Genomic DNA, 14,131 nt, shown 5'->3' with positions numbered 1-14,131 from the left:
TTACGGCCCGACCCCGCGCCAGCGGTCACAAGTCGAGCACCGCCACCGCCGCCTCGTGCAGGCTGCCCAGCCACACCCGGCCCTCGTGCTCCCGCACACCGGTGACCATGTGGTAGCCCGACGCGTCGGCGTCGAGGTCGTGCACCAGGCGGCCGTCGTCGGCGTAGGCCTGCACCCGCACGGTGCGCTTGGGCCGGGGCTGCACGGCGTCCGGGACCCGCGTCACGCCGCGCTGCAGCCATCCCGGTCCGCCCTGCAGCCGGGTCACCACGGGGTCGGTGGGGCTGGCGATGCTCACCCACACCAGGCCGTCGCTGCCTCGGGAGATGTTGTCGGGGTAGCCGGGCAGGTCGCTGACCAGGTCGTCGCGCGTGCCGGCGCGGGGGCCGGTGAGCCAGTGCCGCACGACGCTGCGCCCGGCGGTCTGGGCGACGGCGACGTACGACTCGTCGGCGGCCAGGGCGACGCCGTTGGCGAAGGCGAGGCCCTGCTCGACGACGCTCAGCGTGCCGTCGGTGGCCAGGCGCAGCAGGCGACCGGTGCGGGTGTCCTGCACCAGGTCGTCCTTCCAGCGCTCGATGCCGAAGCGGGTGGAGGAGTCGGTGAACCAGACCGTGCCGTCGGCGGCGACCGCGGCGTTGTTGCAGAACACCATGCGGCGCCCGTCCACGGTGTCCACGACGGGCTCGACGCCGCCGCTCGCGGGGTCGATGCGCAGCAGACCCCGGTGGGCGTCGCACACCAGCAGCCGGCCGTCGGCCTCCAGCTCGATGCCCAGCGGGCGACCGCCGGTGCGGGCCACCCGCTCGAGGCGGGCGCCGTCGTGGGAGACCCACCACACCGCGCCGTCGGCGGTGCCGGTGTAGACCCCGCCGGCGCGGGGCCCGTCGGGCACGACGACGACGTCCTCGGCGCCGGGGCCGGGCACGGGGTGGACGACGGGCGCGGGGCGGGTGGCGGGCCGGGTCGGGGGTCGGGTCACGGGAGCAGCTCCTGGTAGAGGTCGGAGTCGAGCAGGTCGGACAGCACCAGGTCCAGCGACCCGGTCAGCGGCAGGCCACGGGCCACCGCGGGCTCGACGAACACGATGCGCCGGCCCTCGCCGCACACCACGTCGTCGTCGGTGAGGTCGACCGCGGTGAGGAACACCGCGACCTGGTCGAGGGTGCCGTAGGCGGCGTGCACGACGTCGAGCACGCGCAGCAGCCGCAGGTCGCCGGGCTCGCAGCGGATGCCGGTCTCCTCCTCGAGCTCACGCAGCGCGCCGTCGAGGAAGTCCTCACCGTCCTCGAGGTGGCCCCCGCACATGCCCCACTTCCCGGGGTCGATGACCGGGTGCTCGTCGCGCTCCTGCAGCAGCAGGCGGCCCCGGCGGTCGACGGGCACGACGCAGCCGAATCGCTTCACGGACCCAACCTAGCCACGTGGGAGGCTTCCAGGGTGCGCCGTCCCCACGCCCTCGTGCCCCTGACCACCCTGACCGCCGGCCTGACCGCCGGCCTGACCGCCGGTCTGACCGCCGCCCTCGCCGCGGGGCTGCTGACCCTGACCCCCGCCGGGGCCTCCCCCGCCAACGACGCGGCGCCCCGCGCCGAGCCGCTGGTGATCACCGGCTACGCGCTGCAGGGCACCTCCGACCGCGTCCTGGAGCGCAACGCCCCCGGCCTCGACACCCTCACGGTGGCGGCGGTCCCCATCAGCGGCGACGGACGCCGGGTGGCCCGGCCGACCGCCGAGGCCCGGCGGCTGCTCGCCACCGCCCACGCCGAGGGCCTGCGCGCCGAGATCCTGCTCAGCAACTACCGCGATGCCGTCGGCGGGTTCGACCCCCGCGCCGCGAGCCGGCTGCTGGCCAGCGCCGACAACATCCGCCGCGTCGCCGGTCGCCTCGCCGAGGTGGTCAAGGAGGAGGGCTGGGACGGCGTGAACGTCGACCTGGAGTCCATGTCGCGCCGCGACGGCGCCGGCATGGTGGCCCTGCTGCAGGAGCTCGACCGCGTGCTGCCCCCCACGGCGGCGCTGTCGATCGACGTGTCGGCCCGCGGGTCGCTGGAGGCCTACCGCGAGGGCGGCTACCGGCTGCGCGGCATCGCCGCCAGCGTCGACCTGGTGCAGCTGATGACCTACGACCAGCACGGCCCCACCTGGTCGGGCCCCGGACCGATCGGCGCACTCGAGTCGCAGCGGCGCAGCGTCGCGGCCGCCCTGGAGGCCGTGCCGGCCGCCCAGCTCGACCTCGGCGTCGCGGGGTACGGCTACACCTGGCCCCGCCGCGGCACCGGCCACTCGGTGCCGGTGCGCCGGGCCCGCGCGCTGGTGGCCGACGACGGCGCCACGGCGCAGTGGCGCGCCGAAGAGGGCGAGTGGACCGCGCGGCTGTCGAACGGCACCCGGCTGTGGTGGTCCGACGCCCGCTCCTACGACCTGCGTCGCGACCTCGCCACTGACCTCGGCCTGCACGGCGTCGCGGTGTGGCGCGTCGGCTCCGCCGACACCCTGCGCTGACCCGCGCTGACCCGCGCTGCCCCGGCCCCGGGCCGTCGGTGACGACGGCCCGGGAAGGGCTCAGTTCAGCGGGCGCACCGACGCCGGCACGCCACCGCCGCGGTGCACCTCCTCCACGAGCTCCTGCAGCGCGGTGAGCGCGACCCGCTGCGAGAGCGGGCCGTAGGAGACCCGGGCGACGCCGAGCTCGGCGAGCCGGGCCAGCGGCGGCGTGCCGGGCAGGCCGATCGTGGTGAGCCGCTGCGGGCCCAGGGCGTCGACGAGGGTGACGACCTGCTCCTCGGTGAGCGGGCCGGGCACGAAGACCACCGGCGCGCCGGCGTCGAGGTAGGCCCGGCTGCGCTCCACGGCGTCGCGCAGCACCTCGGCGGGGTCGCGGTCGCCGCCGAGCACGAACGCGTCGGTGCGGGCGTTCAGCACGAAGTCGTCGACGCCCTCGGCCGCGGCCGCCGCCACCACGGCCTCCACCTGCGCGGCGGCCTCGGCCGCCGGGCGCAGCTGGTCCTCGAGGTTGGCACCGACCACGCCGACGCCGATCGCGCGCCGCACGGTCTCGGCGGCGTCGCCGTACCCGCCCTCGAGGTCGGCGCTCACCGGCAGGTCGGTGGCGGCCACGATGCGGCCGACGGCGGTCAGCATCAGGTCGAGGGGGATGTTCTCGCCGTCGGCGTAGCCGTGGGAGGCCGCGATGGAGTGGCTGGCGGTGGCCAGCGCGCGGGTGCCGGGGGTCTGCGCGACGACGGTGGCGGTGATCGCGTCCCACACGTTGACCACGGTCAGGAGCTCGGGGTCGCGGTGCAGGTCGAGGAGGCGGGTGGCCCGGTCGGCGGTGCCGCCGGTGCCCGTGTCGGAGGTGCTGGTGTCGGAGGTCATGGACCCGACGCTAGCCAGGGGGTGCGACCGGGTCCTCCCAGAACACCCGGTCGACGACCGCGCGCGACAGGCGGGTGGCGCGCAGGTGGTCGTTGAGCATCTCCTCCGAGCCGCCCGGCGGGTAGCCCAGGATGCTGGCGACGGCGGCGCGCTCGCGGGGGTCGCGCGGCAGCTGGTCCGAGGGGGTGCCGCGCACCAGCGTCACGGCGTTGCGCACCCGGCTGACCCGGCGCCAGCCGGCGTCGAGCACGGCCGCGTCGTCGGCGGCGACCAGACCTGCGGCGCGCGCGGCGGCCAGCGCCGGCAGGGTGCGGGAGGTGCGCAGCCCCGGCACCTGGCCGGCCCAGCGCATCTGCAGCAGCTGCACGGTCCACTCGATGTCGGCGAGCCCGCCGCGGCCCAGCTTGAGGTGGGTCGACGGGTCGGCGCCGCGAGGCAGCCGCTCCTGGTCGACGCGCGCCTTGATCCGGCGCACCTCCAGCACGTCCTCGGGCGACAGGCCGTCGGCGGGGTAGCGCAGCGGGTCGACCAGCGCCTCGAAGCGGGTGCGCAGGTCGAGGTCGCCCACGACGGCGTCGGCGCGCAGCAGCGCCTGGAACTCCCACACCGCCGACCACTTCGCGTAGTAGGCGGCGTACGACGACAGCGTGCGCACCAGCGCGCCCTGCTTGCCCTCGGGGCGCAGGTCGGCGTCGACGACCAGGGCGGGGTCGTGCCCGGGCGCGGCCAGCAGTCGGCGCACCTCGTGGGCCACCGCCTGGGCGTACGACGCCGCGGTGTGCGGGTCGGCGCCGGGCTCCGGCTCGTGCACGAACATCACGTCGGCGTCGCTGCCGTAGGACAGCTCGAAGCCGCCGTAGCGGCCCATCGCGACCACGGCCAGGCGGGTCGGGGCGGCCTCGAGGTGCCGCTGGCGGCGTACGGCGGCGCCGGCTGCGGCGAGCGTGGCCTCCAGGGTGGCGTCGGTGAGCCGGGAGAGCGCGGCACCCACGTCGGAGACGTCGGTGAGGCCGAGCAGGTCGCCGGCGGCGATGCGGAACAGCTCGCGACGGCGGATGGCCCGCACCGCCCGCACCGCCCGGTCGGCGTCGTCGCGGCGCCCCTCCGCGGAGAGCATCTCCTCGGTCAGCGCCTCGGCGTCGAGCGGCACCAGCGGCTCCCCCAGCATCCGCACCCCCTGCGGCTCCCGCTCGAGCAGCGAGGTGGCGTAGCGGGAGGTGGAGAGCACGCTGGCGAGGCGCTCGGCGACCTGGCCCTCGTCGCGCAGCGTCTTGAGGTACCACGGCGACTCCCCCAGCCGCTCGCTGATGCGGCGGAAGCCGAACAGGCCGGCGTCGGGGTCGGGGCCCTCGGCGAACCACTGCAGCATCACCGGCAGCAGGGTGCGCTGGATCGTGGCGGCGCGGGAGACCCCGCCGGTCAGCGCCTCCAGGTGGCGCAGCGCGGCCTCGGCGTCGGCGTACCCGAGCGCGGCGAGCCGCACCCGCGCGGCCTGCGGCGAGAGCCGTGCCTCCGACCCGGGCAGCTGGGCGACGGCCGCCAGCAGCGGCCGGTAGAACAGCTTCTGGTGCAGCCGGCGCACCTCGCGGCGGTGGTGCTGCCACTCCTTGTCGAGGGCGCGCGCGGAGTCCTTGTAGTAGCCCATGCTGCGCCCGAGGCGGCGCAGCGACGCCTCGTCGTCGGGCACGACGTGCAGGCGGCGCAGCCGGTGCAGCTGCATGCGGTGCTCGAGGGTGCGCAGGAACGTGTACGCCTCGTGCAGCGCCTCGCCGTCCTCGCGGCCGATGTAGCCGCCGCGGGCGAGCTCGGCCAGCGCGCTGAGCGTGGTCGGCGGGCGGATCGCCTCGTCGCTGCGCCCGTGCACCATCTGCAGCAGCTGCACGGCGAACTCCACGTCGCGCAGGCCGCCCGAGCCGAGCTTGAGCTGGCGCTCGGCCTCGCGGGCCGGGATGTGCTCAACCACGCGGCGGCGCATGGTCTGGGTCTCCTCCACGAACCCGTCGCGCTCCACGGCCGTCCACACCAGCGGCGCCATGGCGGCGACGTAGGCCGCGCCCAGCGCGGCGTCGCCGGCCACCGGGCGGGCCTTGAGCAGCGCCTGGAACTCCCAGGTGCGGGCCCAGCGCTGGTAGTAGCCCTCGTGGCTGGCCAGGGTGCGCACCAGCGGGCCCGACTTGCCCTCGGGCCGCAGGCCGGCGTCGACCGGCCAGATCTCTCCCTCGCCGGTGGGGTCGGAGCAGATGCGCATCAGGTGGGAGGCCAGCTGGGTGGCCGCCCGGTTGGCGGCGGTGTCGGAGGCCGGGCCGGACGCGGTCTCCGCGGGCTCGTAGACGAACACGACGTCGACGTCGGAGACGTAGTTGAGCTCGTGACCGCCGCACTTGCCCATCGCCACCACCGCGAGCCGGCAGCGTCCCGCCGCCTCGCCCACGCGCTGGCGGGCCACGGCGAGCGCGCCCTCGAGGGTGGCCGCGGCGAGGTCGGCGAGCTCGGCGGCGACGTCGTCGACGCCGAGGTGGTGCGACAGGTCTCGGGCGGCCAGGCGCACCAGCACCCGGCGGTACTCCACCCGCAGCGCGTCGACGGCCGCGGCGTCGGCCACCGTGGCCGTCGGCTCGGGGTCGTCGGGGTCGGCGCCCACCACGCGCAGCATGTCGTGGCGCAGCAGGTACGCCGGCGGCCGCGTGCACCCCAGCGCGGGATCGGTCAGCTCGACCCACTGCTCGGGGTGGCGCACGAGGTGGTCGCCCAGGGCGGGGCTGGCGCCCAGCACGCTGAGCAGGCGCATCGCGGTGCCCTCGTCGTCGACGAGCTCGCCCAGCAGCGGCGCGGGGTCGTCCTGGGCCTCCACGAGACGCAGCAGCCCGTCGAGGGCCTCGTCGGGGTCGGCGGTGCGCGAGAGCAGCGCGAGCAGCGGCTCGCCGGCCTCACCGAGCCGGCCGAGCCGCTCCAGGGCCGCCGGCGCGTCGAGGAACCCCAGCCGGGTGAGCATCCCGGTGGTCACGGGGGTGCGGCTCACGCGCCCGCGCCCCCGTCGGCGGCGACCCGGGCCCAGGCGACGGCGAGCGGGCGCCAGGCGGCGTCCAGCTCGGCGCGGGCGGCGTCCACCTGTGCGAGCACCGCGGGCTGGTCGATGCCGGCTGCGGCGTGGCGCTCGGCGTCGCCGACCGCCCAGGCCCGCACGTGCCCGGCGTCCACCTCGGGGTGCAGCTGCACGCCCCACACGCGGGGCGCGTGCCGCACCACCTGCGGCTCGTCGGCGGGGGTGCGGGCCAGCACGACCGCGCCAGGGGGCAGCCGCACCACCAGGTCGTCGTTCCAGTGCACGCCGCGCCCGGCGCCCGGCGCCACCTCGGCGAAGACGGGGTCGGCGCCCGCGGCGTCGGTCCAGCCGGTGGGGAGCAGGCCGAGCTGCTGGCCCCGCGGGTTGCGGTCCACGGCGCCGCCGAGGGCCGCGGCGACGAGCTGGTGGCCCAGGCAGATGCCGAGCACCGCCGTGCCGTCCTCGGCGCCCGCGCGCACCAGCGCCTTGGTGGGCCCGAGCCACGCGTGCTCGGCGTCGTCGTCGGCGCCCATCGAGCCGCCCAGCACCAGCAGCGCGTCGTGGTCGTCGAGCCCCTCGGGCAGCGCGTCACCGGCGTACGGCCGGCGCACGTCGAGCTCCGCGCCGGCCTCCTCCAGCCACGTGCCGACGTGGGCCGGCGGACAGTCGTCCTGGTGCTGCACGACGAGCACCCGGGCCCCGCGCGGTGCGCGGGGCGCCGACGGGTCCCCGGCTGGGCCGGGCGCGGTGGCGGGGGTCATCGGGCTCAGATGACCGGCAGCATCCGGTCGCGCTCGAAGGCCGACACCTGGCCGCGGTACTCGTCCCACTCCGCGCGCTTGTTGCGCAGGAAGAAGTCGAAGACGGTCTCCCCCAGCGTCTCGGCGAGCAGCTCGGAGTCCTCGGCGATCGAGATGGCGTCGTTGAGGTTCTTCGGCAGCGGGGCGATGCCGAGGCTGGTGCGCTCGCGCTCGGTGAGCGACCAGACGTCGTCCTCGGCCTCGCGGGGCAGCTCGTAGTCGTGCTCGATGCCCTTCATGCCGGCCGCCAGCACCACCGCGTAGGCGAGGTAGGGGTTGCAGGCGGCGTCGACGGTGCGCAGCTCGATGCGGGTCGACGGGCCCTTGTTGGGCTTGTACATCGGCACCCGGATCATCGCCGAGCGGTTGTTGTGGCCCCAGCAGATGTAGGAGGGCGCCTCGCCGCCGAACATCATCCGCTTGTAGGAGTTGACCCACTGGTTGGTGATCACCGAGATCTCCGGGGCGTGGCGCAGCACGCCGGCGATGAACTGCCGCCCGGTGCGCGAGAGCTGGTACTGCGCGCCGGCCTCGTAGAAGGCGTTCTCGTCGCCCTCGAAGAGCGAGACGTGGGTGTGCATCCCCGAGCCGGGGTGGGTGGTGAACGGCTTGGGCATGAACGTGGCCCAGATGCCCTGGCCCAGCGCGACCTCACGGATCACGGTGCGGAACGTCATGATGTTGTCGGCCGTCGAGAGCGCGTCGGCGTAGCGCAGGTCGATCTCCTGCTGGCCCGGGCCGGCCTCGTGGTGGCTGAACTCCACCGAGATCCCCATCGCCTCGAGCATCGTGATCGCCTCGCGGCGGAAGTCGGCGCCCTCCGACTGGGCGGTGTGGTCGAAGTACCCGCTGCGGTCGACCGGCACGGGCTCCTCGCCGCGGCCCGGCATGTCCTTGAACAGGTAGAACTCGATCTCGGGGTGGGTGTAGAAGGTGAAGCCCTTGTCGGCGGCCTTGCCCAGGGTGCGCTTCAGCACGAACCGCGGGTCGGCGTACGACGGGGAGTCGTCGGGCATCAGGATGTCGCAGAACATCCGTGCGGTGGCCGGGCCGTCACCGGTGCGCCACGGCAGGATCTGGAACGTCGAGGCGTCCGGCCTGGCGAGCATGTCGGCCTCGTAGACCCGGGCGAACCCCTCGATCGCGGAGCCGTCGAAGCCGATGCCCTCGGCGAAGGCGCCCTCCAGCTCGGCGGGCGCCACCGCGACGGACTTCAGCGAGCCCAGCACGTCGGTGAACCACAGCCGCACGAAGCGGACGTCGCGCTCCTCGAGAGCGCGGAGTACGAAGTCCTCTTGCTTGCCCATGCAGCGGAGCCTAGTGCCGCGCGGCAGGGCGTGGGGACCGGCCCACCGGCGACGGGTGGCCGGTGGCGGCGGCGCGCACCGGGCGAGCGCCCGCCCCGGTCGGTAGGGTCGGCGCCCGTGACGAGGTGGCTGCTGCTGGTGGTCGCCATCGCCAGCGAGGTGACCGCCTCGTTGTCGCTCAAGGGCGCGCTCGACCGACCGGCCCTGTACGCCGTGGTCGCCGTGGGCTACGTCGTGTCGTTCGTCCTCCTCTCGATGGTCCTGCGCCGCGGGATGCCCCTCGGCGTCGCGTACGGCATCTGGGGGGCGTCAGGGGTCGCGGCCACCGCGGTGCTGTCGTCGCTGCTGTTCGAGGAGGCGCTGACCGCCGTCATGGGCGTCGGCATCGGGCTCATCGTCGCCGGCGTGCTGACCGTCGAGCTCGGCTCGCAACGGGCCCACGCGAGGCAGGAGGAGGCCGGGTGACGCCGTGGCTGTTCCTGGCCGGCGCCATCGTCTTCGAGGTGATCGGCACGCTCTCCCTGCGCATGACCGCCGCCGGGCGGCGCGCCTTCTACGTCCCTGTCGCCGTCGGCTACCTCCTGGCCTTCGGGTGCCTGGCCCTCGCTCTCGACGGCGGTCTCGGCCTGGGCGTCGCCTACGGCACCTGGGCCGCGGCCGGGGTGGCGCTGACCGCCGTCGCCTCCCGGGTCCTGTTCGGGGAGCCGCTCACCCCGTTGATGGGTGGTGGCATCGCCCTCATCATCAGCGGCGTGCTGCTGGTCGAGCTCGGCGCGGTGCACTAGCCGCACCAGCAGGACGAGCCCAGGAGCGCCCCGTGGGGCTCAGCGCGGGACCTTCGCCTCGATCTCGGCCAGCCAGGCCGCGGGCGAGGCGTCGGAGGGCATCCGCCAGTCACCGCGCGGCGACAGCGTGCCGCCGGCGCTCACCTTCGGCCCGTTGGGCAGCGCGGAGCGCTTGAACTGGCTGGCGAAGAAGCGGCGCACGAACACCTCGAGCCAGTGCCGCACCTGCGGCAGGTCGTAGGCCACCATCTTGTCCTCGGGCAGCCCCACGGGCCACTCGCCGGCGTCGGCGTCGCGCCAGGCGTGCCACGCCAGGAACGCGGCGCGGGCCGGGCCGAGCCCGTAGCGCAGCACCTGGAAGAGCGTGAAGTCCTGCAGGGCGTAGGGCCCCACGGCGTCCTCGGTGCTCTGCGGCCGCTCGCCCTCGCGGGCCGGCACCAGCTCGGGGCTGATCTCCTGGGCCAGGATCTCCAGCAGCACGCCGTTGGTCTCGTCGTCGTGCTGGCCGCTGGCCACCACCCACCGGATGAGGTGCTGCATCAGCGTCTTCGGCACGCCCGAGTTGACGGTGTAGTGCGACATCTGGTCGCCCACGCCGTAGGTGCACCAGCCCAGCGCGAGCTCGGAGAGGTCGCCGGTGCCGAGCACGATGCCGCCACGCTGGTTGGCGGCGCGGAACAGGTAGTCGGTGCGCAGCCCGGCCTGCACGTTCTCGAACGTCACGTCGTAGACCTCCTCGCCGCGGGCGAAGGGGTGGCCGAGGTCGGCGAGCATCTGCCGGGCGGCCGGGGTGATGTCGATGGTCTCGTGGGTGGTGCCGAGCGCCTCCATCAGCGCGACGGCGTTGCCCTTGGTGGTCTCGGTGGTCGCGAAGCCGGGCAGCGTGAAGGCCAGGATGTCGCTGCGGGGCCGACCGAGACGGTCCATCGCCCGGGCCGCGACCAGCAGGGCGTGGGTCGAGTCGAGCCCGCCCGAGACGCCGATGACGACCTTCGGGTGCCAGGTCCCGCCGCCGATCGCGCGCAGCCGCTGCTCCAGGCCGGCGACCTGGATGTGGTAGGCCTCGTAGCAGTCCTGGGCCAGGCGGGCCGGGTCGTCGGGCACGAACGGGAAGCGGTCGACCTTGCGCCGCAGCCCGACGTCGCCGGACGGCGGCTCGAGGCGGAACCGCACCCGCCGGGCCGCCGCGGCCCCGGGGCGCACACCGGCCTCGGCGCGCCGGTTGTCGTCGAAGGTGCCGGTGCGCAGCCGCTCGAGGCGCAGCCGGTCGAGGTCGACGTCGGCCACCGCGAGGCGCGGGCCGTCGGGGAAGCGCTCGGTCTCGGCGAGCAGCTCGCCCATCTCGTGCACCATCGTCTGGCCGTCCCACGACAGGTCGGTGGTCGACTCGCCCTGGCCGGCCGCGGCGTACACGTGGGCGGCGAGGCAGCGCGACGACGCCGAGCTCGCCAGCAGCCGCCGGTCGTCGGCACGGCCGACGGTGATCGGGCTGCCCGAGAGGTTGGCCAGCACGGTCGCGCCGGCCAGCGCGGCGCGCGCGTGGGGCGGCACCGGCACCCACATGTCCTCGCAGACCTCGACGTGGAGCACCAGCCCCCGCACGTCGGTGGCCTCGAAGAGCAGGTCGACACCGATCGGCACCTCGTCGTCGCCCAGCGCCCCGCCGAGCACCACCGTGCCCGTCACGTCGTCACCGGGGGCGAACCACCGGCGCTCGTAGAACTCCCGGTACGTCGGCAGGTGCGCCTTGGGCGCGATGCCCAGCACCCGGCCGCGGTGCACGACGGCGGCGGCGTTCAGCACCCGGCCGCCGTGCTCCAGCGGCAGGCCGACCACGACGACCGGCGTCAGGTCGGCGGTGGCCGCCACCACCGTCTCGAGGGCGGCGCGCGCGGCGTCGAGGAGGGTGTCCTGGAGGAACAGGTCGTCGAGGGAGTAGCCGGTCAGGCAGAGCTCGGGGAACACCGCCACGGCCACGGCGTCGTCGTGGCACGCACGCACCTGCTCCACCACCCGCGCGGCGTTCGCGGCCGGGTCGGCGAGCGCGACCGGGAGGGTGCAGGCCGCGACCCGGGCGAAGCCGTGGGCGTAGGCGGAGTAGAAGTCCACGCCGCCAGTCTAGGGACGCCGCACCCCGGCGGCGCGGGCGCTCAGGCCTCGGTGCCGTCGGGGTAGCCGTGCGGGTTGAGCTGCTGCCAGTGCCAGGTGTCGGCGCACATCTCCTCGACCGTGCGCGTCGCCTCCCAGCCGAGCTCCTCGCGGGCGCGGGTGGGGTCGGCGTACATGCGGGGCAGGTCGCCGGCGCGCCGGCCCACCACCTCGTAGGGCAGCTCGTGGCCCACCGCGCGCTCGAAGGCGTGGAAGAGGTCCAGCACGCTGGTGCCGGTGCCGGTGCCGAGGTTGAAGGCCCGGGCGGGCTCGGCCATGTCGTCGAGGTGCTCGAGCGCGGCCACGTGGCCCGCGGCGAGGTCCATCACGTGGATGTAGTCGCGCTCGCAGGTGCCGTCGGCGGTGGGGTAGTCGTCGCCGAAGACGCTGAGCTTGTCGCGCCGCCCGACCGCGACCTGCGCGATGAACGGCATCAGGTTGTTCGGGATGCCCTGGGGGTCCTCGCCGAGGGTGCCCGAGGGGTGCGCCCCCACGGGGTTGAAGTAGCGCAGCAGCGCCACCTTCTGGCCCGGGGTCGCCCGCGCGACGTCGGTGAGCACCTGCTCGATCATGATCTTGGTGTTGCCGTAGGGGCTGACCCAGGAGATGTCGGGGTGGTCCTCGCGGAACGGCAGGGTGGCGCGGTCGCCGTACACGGTGGCCGAGGAGGAGAACACCAGCCGGCGCACGTCGTGGCGGCGCATCGCCTCGGCCAGCGCGAAGGTGGAGTCGAGGTTGTTGCGGTAGTACTCCAGCGGCTTCTCGACGCTCTCCCCCACCGCCTTGAACCCGGCGAAGTGGATGACGGCGTCGATGTGCTCGAGCTCGAAGAGGTGGCTGGTCTTGTCGACGTCGGTGAGGTCGAAGGCGTGCACCGGCACGTGCCGCCCGGTCAGCGCCTCGAGCCGCGCCACCACCGTGGGCTTGGAGTTGGAGAAGTCGTCGACCACCACCACGTCGTGGCCGGCCTCCACCACGGCGAGGACGGTGTGGGACCCGATGTAGCCGGCACCGCCGGAGACGAGGACGCGCATGGCGGCGACCTTATCGGCGCCGGGCGATGAGTCCGAGGCGCCGGGCCGGTCGGAGCAGCATGACCCTCTCCCCCGGATCCGCCAGCGGATCGATCAGCCCCTGCCTGTGGTTCGACGACGACCTCGAGGAGGCCGCGACCTTCTACGTCGACGTCTTCCCGCGCTCGCGCATCGGCCACCTCGCCCGCTACCCCGACGCCGGTCCCGGGCAGCCCGGCGCGGTGATGGCCGGCGAGTTCGTGCTCGACGGCCTCACCTTCCGCGGCATCAACGGCGGCCCCGCCCACGCCGGCTTCACCGAGTCGGTGTCGTTCGCGATCGCCTGCCGCGACCAGGCCGAGGTCGACCACTACTGGGACCGGCTCGCCGAGGGGGGCCAGGAGTCGATGTGCGGGTGGCTGCGCGACCGGTTCGGCCTGTCGTGGCAGGTGGTCCCCGACCGGCTCTACGAGCTGGTCACCGACCCCGACCCGGCGCGTGCCGCGGCGGCCACGCAGGCGATGCTCGGCATGCGCCGCATCGTGGTCGCCGACCTCGAGGCCGCCGCCGACGCCGCGACCGGCACCCCTGCCGGTGCCTCCGCCGACGCCCCTGCCGGGACCGCCGGCGGGTGAGGACCGCCACACCGCCGGCACCCCCGCCCGGCCCTAGCCTGGGAGCAGTCCGTGGACTCCACCAGGGAGCCGCGAGATCCCGTCACCAGGAGCTCGACCATGAGCACGCAGCCGACCCCCGAGGAGCCCGCGCCGTACGGCGCCGGCCCCACCGCCCCCGCGCCGGCCCCCGCGCGGCGGGTGCGCACCCACCACCTGCGCGAGATGAAGGAGCGCGGCGAGCGCTTCAGCATGCTCACCGCCTACGAGCAGTACGCCGCGCAGACCTTCGACGAGGCCGGCATCGAGGTGCTGCTCGTCGGTGACAGCGCCTCGAACAACGTCTTCGGCAACGAGACCTCGCTGCCGGTGACCGTCGACGAGCTGCTGCCGCTGACCCGCGCGGTCGCGCGCTCCACGCGGCGCGCGCTCGTGGTCGGCGACCTCCCGTTCGGGTCCTACCAGGGCTCGCCGCAGCAGGCCTACGACACCGCGGTGCGCTTCATGAAGGAGGGTGGCGCCCACTGCGTGAAGCTCGAGGGCGGCGCCGAGATGGCGCCCCAGATCGAGCTGCTGACCCGTGGCGGGGTGCCGGTGATGGCCCACATCGGCTTCACGCCCCAGAGCGAGCACACCCTCGGCGGCTACCGCGTGCAGGGCCGCGGCGACACCGCCGCCCGGGTGCTGGCCGACGCCCGCGCGGTCGAGGATGCCGGCGCGTTCGCGGTGGTGATGGAGATGGTGCCCGGGGACGTCGCCGCCGAGGTGACCCGCACGTTGCGCATCCCGACCATCGGCATCGGCGCGGGCGCCGGCTGCGACGGCCAGGTGCTGGTCTGGCAGGACGCCATGGGCCTGCGCACCGGGCGGATGCCGCGCTTCGTCAAGCAGTACGCCGACCTGCACGACGTGATGCTGCAGGCCGCGCGGGCGTACGCCGACGACGTGCGGTCCGGCGCGTTCCCGGGGCCCGAGCACACGTTCTGAGCCGGCCGGTTCTGGCCGACCGGCCCCTCCTCGAAGTCGACGCGCCGACGTAGCGT

Annotated in this window: 13 protein-coding genes; 5 read left to right on the top strand and 8 right to left on the bottom strand. The window is 75.0% G+C overall.

All coding sequences use genetic code 11. The annotated features are described in order from the left end of the window. Positions 1-25: 25 nt before the first annotated feature. A complete protein-coding gene (locus AC4OR8_RS15515; RefSeq protein ID WP_492166489.1) occupies positions 26-982 on the bottom strand; it encodes an SMP-30/gluconolactonase/LRE family protein in 957 nt (318 codons plus the stop codon). Continuing rightward, positions 979-1,407, bottom strand: a complete 429-nt coding sequence (locus AC4OR8_RS15510) for an NUDIX domain-containing protein (RefSeq protein ID WP_492166488.1) — start codon at positions 1,405-1,407, stop codon at positions 979-981. The genes AC4OR8_RS15515 and AC4OR8_RS15510 overlap by 4 nt, the downstream gene beginning before the upstream one ends. Before the next feature lie 33 nt (positions 1,408-1,440). Between AC4OR8_RS15510 and AC4OR8_RS15505 the strand changes: the two genes are divergently transcribed. Continuing rightward, entirely contained in the window at positions 1,441-2,505 is a 1,065-nt protein-coding gene (locus AC4OR8_RS15505; protein ID WP_492166487.1) for a glycosyl hydrolase family 18 protein, read from the top strand. A 60-nt stretch (positions 2,506-2,565) separates the two neighbouring features. Here AC4OR8_RS15505 and AC4OR8_RS15500 read toward each other — a convergent pair whose 3' ends face one another. Genes AC4OR8_RS15500 through AC4OR8_RS15485 form a run of 4 tightly spaced genes read right to left on the bottom strand, consistent with a single transcriptional unit; the run spans position 2,566 to position 8,528 of the window. Then, a complete protein-coding gene (locus AC4OR8_RS15500; protein ID WP_492166486.1) occupies positions 2,566-3,378 on the bottom strand; it encodes an isocitrate lyase/PEP mutase family protein in 813 nt (270 codons plus the stop codon). Between the two features lie 10 nt (positions 3,379-3,388). After that, positions 3,389-6,370: a bifunctional [glutamine synthetase] adenylyltransferase/[glutamine synthetase]-adenylyl-L-tyrosine phosphorylase gene (locus AC4OR8_RS15495; protein WP_492166796.1), complete on the bottom strand. Its 2,982-nt coding sequence runs from the start codon at positions 6,368-6,370 to the stop codon at positions 3,389-3,391. Positions 6,371-6,393: 23 nt separating this feature from the next. Then, on the bottom strand, positions 6,394-7,182 hold the full coding sequence (locus tag AC4OR8_RS15490) for a type 1 glutamine amidotransferase (RefSeq protein WP_492166485.1): 789 nt from the start codon (positions 7,180-7,182) through the stop codon (positions 6,394-6,396). Positions 7,183-7,187: 5 nt separating this feature from the next. After that, positions 7,188-8,528 carry a glutamine synthetase family protein gene (locus AC4OR8_RS15485; protein ID WP_492166484.1) on the bottom strand — a complete coding sequence of 447 codons (1,341 nt, stop codon included), beginning with the start codon at positions 8,526-8,528 and terminating at the stop codon, positions 7,188-7,190. 117 nt (positions 8,529-8,645) lie between these two features. Here AC4OR8_RS15485 and AC4OR8_RS15480 point away from each other — a divergent pair, with 117 nt between their 5' ends. Further along, entirely contained in the window at positions 8,646-8,993 is a 348-nt protein-coding gene (locus AC4OR8_RS15480) for a DMT family transporter (RefSeq protein ID WP_492166483.1), read from the top strand. Further along, a complete protein-coding gene (locus AC4OR8_RS15475; RefSeq protein WP_492166482.1) occupies positions 8,990-9,313 on the top strand; it encodes a DMT family transporter in 324 nt (107 codons plus the stop codon). The genes AC4OR8_RS15480 and AC4OR8_RS15475 overlap by 4 nt, the downstream gene beginning before the upstream one ends. Positions 9,314-9,352: 39 nt before the next feature. On the opposite strand, the gene AC4OR8_RS15470 is transcribed toward AC4OR8_RS15475, so the two are convergent. Together AC4OR8_RS15470 and galE are read right to left on the bottom strand one after the other, a co-directional pair. Beyond that, positions 9,353-11,422 (bottom strand): NAD(+) synthase, encoded by a 2,070-nt coding sequence (locus tag AC4OR8_RS15470; RefSeq protein WP_492166481.1) that lies wholly within the window; start codon positions 11,420-11,422, stop codon positions 9,353-9,355. 41 nt (positions 11,423-11,463) lie between these two features. Next, on the bottom strand, positions 11,464-12,495 hold the full coding sequence (gene galE, locus AC4OR8_RS15465; protein WP_492166480.1) for a UDP-glucose 4-epimerase GalE: 1,032 nt from the start codon (positions 12,493-12,495) through the stop codon (positions 11,464-11,466). Positions 12,496-12,554: 59 nt separating this feature from the next. On the opposite strand from galE, the gene AC4OR8_RS15460 reads away from it, so the two are divergent. Together AC4OR8_RS15460 and panB are read left to right on the top strand one after the other, a co-directional pair. Further along, the gene (locus AC4OR8_RS15460; protein ID WP_492166479.1) at positions 12,555-13,109 is read left to right on the top strand and encodes a VOC family protein; all 555 of its coding nucleotides are present in this window, start codon (positions 12,555-12,557) and stop codon (positions 13,107-13,109) included. Positions 13,110-13,208: 99 nt separating this feature from the next. Then, complete coding sequence (gene panB, locus AC4OR8_RS15455) at positions 13,209-14,075, top strand: 3-methyl-2-oxobutanoate hydroxymethyltransferase (protein ID WP_492166478.1); 867 nt, start codon at positions 13,209-13,211, stop codon at positions 14,073-14,075. Positions 14,076-14,131 lie beyond the last annotated feature (56 nt).

The organism is Nocardioides sp. FY1077 (assembly GCF_058681775.1).
Note: the sequence above shows the minus strand (reverse complement) of the source record. Positions and strands in the feature narration are given on the sequence as shown.

Excerpts from the sequence above, each read along its gene's own strand:
- AC4OR8_RS15500 (WP_492166486.1), bottom strand. The coding sequence starts at position 3,378 with ATGACCTCCGACACCAGCACCTCCGACACGGGCACCGGCGGCACCGCC.
- AC4OR8_RS15495 (WP_492166796.1), bottom strand. The coding sequence starts at position 6,370 with ATGCTCACCCGGCTGGGGTTCCTCGACGCGCCGGCGGCCCTGGAGCGG.
- AC4OR8_RS15490 (WP_492166485.1), bottom strand. The coding sequence starts at position 7,182 with ATGACCCCCGCCACCGCGCCCGGCCCAGCCGGGGACCCGTCGGCGCCC.
- AC4OR8_RS15485 (WP_492166484.1), bottom strand. The coding sequence starts at position 8,528 with ATGGGCAAGCAAGAGGACTTCGTACTCCGCGCTCTCGAGGAGCGCGAC.
- galE (WP_492166480.1), bottom strand. The coding sequence starts at position 12,495 with ATGCGCGTCCTCGTCTCCGGCGGTGCCGGCTACATCGGGTCCCACACC.
- AC4OR8_RS15460 (WP_492166479.1), top strand. The coding sequence starts at position 12,555 with ATGACCCTCTCCCCCGGATCCGCCAGCGGATCGATCAGCCCCTGCCTG.
- panB (WP_492166478.1), top strand. The coding sequence starts at position 13,209 with ATGAGCACGCAGCCGACCCCCGAGGAGCCCGCGCCGTACGGCGCCGGC.